We start from the raw sequence: 3,024 nt of genomic DNA on the forward strand, positions 1-3,024 counted from the left end.
TGGCCGCCACCGTCGGCCAGATCGCGCTGGTCGCCCTCGGCGGGATGCTGACCTTCTTCGGCATCGTGCTCTACGGCCCGGTGCTGGTGCCCGCCCTGGTCCGGCTCTTCGGCGCGCCCGCCCGGCTGCTCTTCGGCGCCACCGCCGGACTGGCCGTGGCCAACGCCGTCCGTAATCCGCGCCGGATCTCGGCGACCGCCACCGCGCTGGTGATCGGGATCGGCCTGGTGTCGGCGTTCGTCGTCGGCGCCGGCAGCGTGAAGGTCGGCATCGAACGCGCCGTGGACGCCCAGATCGGCGTCGACTACCTGGTAACCGGCGTCGGCAGCGACCTGCCGGCGGCACTCGCCGACGAGCTGGCGGCCCGGCCGGAGCTGGGGGTGGTGCACGAGCGGCGCAGCCGGGTCGTCGACGGGGTGGAGATCCGCGCCGCGCATCCGGCGCTGGTCGGCCGTACCCTGACCGGCACGGTGGCCGGCGACGACGGCGACCTCGGCCCGGGCGCGGTGCTGGTGCACCGGCAGCTCGCCGAGGCGCGCGGCTGGACCGTCGGCGCCCCGGTGACCTTCGCCGGCCGGTCCTTCCGGGTCGCCGCGGTGGTGACCGCCGACGAGGCCGCCCAGACCGACCCCGGGGTGGCCGAGGGACACGTGGTCGACATGGTCGACGCCGACTTCGCCCGGCTCTTCCCGACCCAGCGGGGCTTCCTCGCCGAGGTGGACCCCGCCGCCGGGGTCCCCGCCGAACAGGCCCGCGCGGCGGTCGAGGCCGTCGTCGCGCGGTACCCGACGGTCAACCTGATGGACCAGGCCGCCTACAAGAAGATGCTCACCGGCACGGTCGACATGCTGCTGGCCTTCGTCACCGCGCTGCTCGGACTGGCCGTGGTGATCGCCCTGGTCGGCGTGGCGAACACGCTCAGCCTCTCGGTGGTGGAGCGGACCCGGGAGAACGCCGTGCTGCGGGCGGTCGGCCTCACCCGGGGCCGGATGCGGGCCATGCTGGCCATCGAGGCGGTGCTGATGGCGCTGGTCGGGGCGGTGCTCGGGATGGCGCTGGGCGCCGGGGTCAGCGCCGGGGCGATGGCCTTCGTGGCGAAGATCGGCGGGGACTTCACCCTGGTGCTGCCCTGGGGGCGGCTCGGGCTGATGCTCGCGGTGGCGGTGCTGGCCGCCCTGCTCGCCTCCGTGCTGCCGGCCCGGCGGGCGTTGGGTCGGCCGGTGGTCGAGGCACTCGGCGCGGAGTGATCCGGTGGTGCGGTCCCGGGCGGACCGGCCACCACCGTACGGGTCAGAGCCGCTCCACCACCGCGCCCCGGCAGCGGTCCCGGGTGTCGAAGACGTACCGGGCGTGCCGGGCCACCAGGTCGTAGTCGAAGCTGTCGTGGTCGGTCACCACGACCACGGCGTCGGCCTCGGCGACCTCCCGCTCGGTCAGGTCGACCACGGTCACCCCGCCGGGGATGTGCTGCGGCTCGGCGTACGGCTCCACCGCGCGCACGTCGGCGCCGAGGTCGTTGAGCCGCCGGGCCACGTCCACGGCGGGGGAGTCGCGCATGTCGCCGGTGTTCTTCTTGTACGCCAGGCCCAGCAGCAGCAGCCGGGCCCCGTTCACCGAGCGGCCCATCCGGTTCAGCCCGGCCATCACCCGCTGGGTCACGTGCTCGGGCATCTGGTGGTTGATGTCGTCGGCCAGCTCGATGAACCGGAACTGTCGGCCCATCGTCCGCTTCACCTGCCAGGACAGGTAGCACGGGTCGATCGGCAGGCAGTGCCCGCCCACACCCGGGCCGGGCCGGAACGGCATGAAGCCGAACGGCTTGGAGGAGGCGGCGTCGATCGCCTGCCAGACGTCGATCCCCAGGTGGTGTGAGGCGATCGCCAGCTCGTTGATCAGCGCGATGTTGACCTGCCGGAAGGTGTTCTCGATCAGCTTGGTCAGCTCGGCGACCCGGGTCGAGTCCACCGGCACCGTCCGCTCCACCAGTCGCCGGTAGAAGTCGTCGACCCGGCGCAGCGAGGCGCCGTCGACGCCGGAGACCACCTTGGGGGTGTTCTCCAGCCGCCAGGTGCGGTTGCCCGGGTCGATCCGCTCCGGGCTGTAGCCGAGGTGGAAGTCGCCGGGGCTGCGCAGGCCGCTGGCCGACTCCAGCAGCGGCCGGAGCACGTCCTCGGTGGTGCCGGGGTAGGTGGTCGACTCCAGGACCACCGTGCAGCCGGCCCGGACGTACCGGCCGATGCCGTGGCCGGCCTGCTCGACGTAGCTGAGGTCGGGAGCGCCGTCGCGCAGCGGGGTCGGGACGGTGATCACGCAGATGTCGAAGCCCTCGGCGTCGGTGTACTCCGTGCTCGGCCGGTAGCGGCCGCTGCCCAGCGCCCGGCCGAGCCGTTCGGCGGTGATGTCCTCGACGAACGACTCGCCGGTGGCGAGCCGCTTGACCCGGTCGGCGTCGACGTCGAGGCCGACCACGTCCAGCCCCGCCTCGACGGCACGCATCGCCAGTGGCAGACCGACGTACCCCTGACCGATGACGACCAGCTTCTCAACGCGCACGTTCGCTCCCGTGGCAGTAAGTGACTCCTGCCCGGGAGCTTAGGGCTTGTATGAGGTTTAAAGTCCGGTTTTGCGGCTAATGGGAGCGGCGGTGTCGGATCTCGTCAGGTGCCCGCCAGCGGCGGGTTCCCCTCCGGAGGCGCCGTGGTGGTGGTCGGCGGATCCGCCGGCGCGGTGGTGGTCGGCGGGTCGGCCGGCGCGGTGGTGGTCGGCGGGTTCGCCGGCGTGGTCGTCGGCGCCGAGGTCGGCTGCGGCTCGGCCGATCCGCTCGGGCCCGGCGACGGCGTGACCGTGACGGTGGCCGAGGGCCGGTTGCGCGGGTTCCAGGTGCGGTTCGGCCGGTTCGGCTGGTCCGTGCCGGTCTCCTCGGGAACCGCCGACTGCTCCCCCTCTTCGCTGGGTGCCACGGCCGGCGAGGTGCTCTTGATGTTGGTCGCCCCGTCGCCGGTCTCCTTGGCCGCGCCGAGGGCC

Annotated in this window: 3 protein-coding genes; 2 read left to right on the plus strand and 1 reads right to left on the minus strand. The window is 73.5% G+C overall.

Going from position 1 to position 3,024, the window contains the following annotated elements; translation table 11 throughout:
- Positions 1 to 1,247 (plus strand): FtsX-like permease family protein (locus tag JNW89_RS32850; protein WP_238452005.1); only part of this gene is annotated, 1,247 nt, incomplete at its 5' end.
- A gap of 43 nt (positions 1,248 to 1,290) precedes the next feature.
- On the opposite strand, the gene JNW89_RS32855 is transcribed toward JNW89_RS32850, so the two are convergent.
- Entirely contained in the window at positions 1,291 to 2,553 is a 1,263-nt protein-coding gene (locus tag JNW89_RS32855; protein ID WP_238452006.1) for a nucleotide sugar dehydrogenase, read from the minus strand.
- Positions 2,554 to 2,661: 108 nt separating this feature from the next.
- Here JNW89_RS32855 and JNW89_RS32860 point away from each other — a divergent pair.
- On the plus strand, positions 2,662 to 3,024 hold a 363-nt coding region (locus JNW89_RS32860), incomplete at its 3' end, for a hypothetical protein (RefSeq protein ID WP_238452007.1).

Source organism: Micromonospora sp. 4G55 (genome assembly GCF_016803375.1).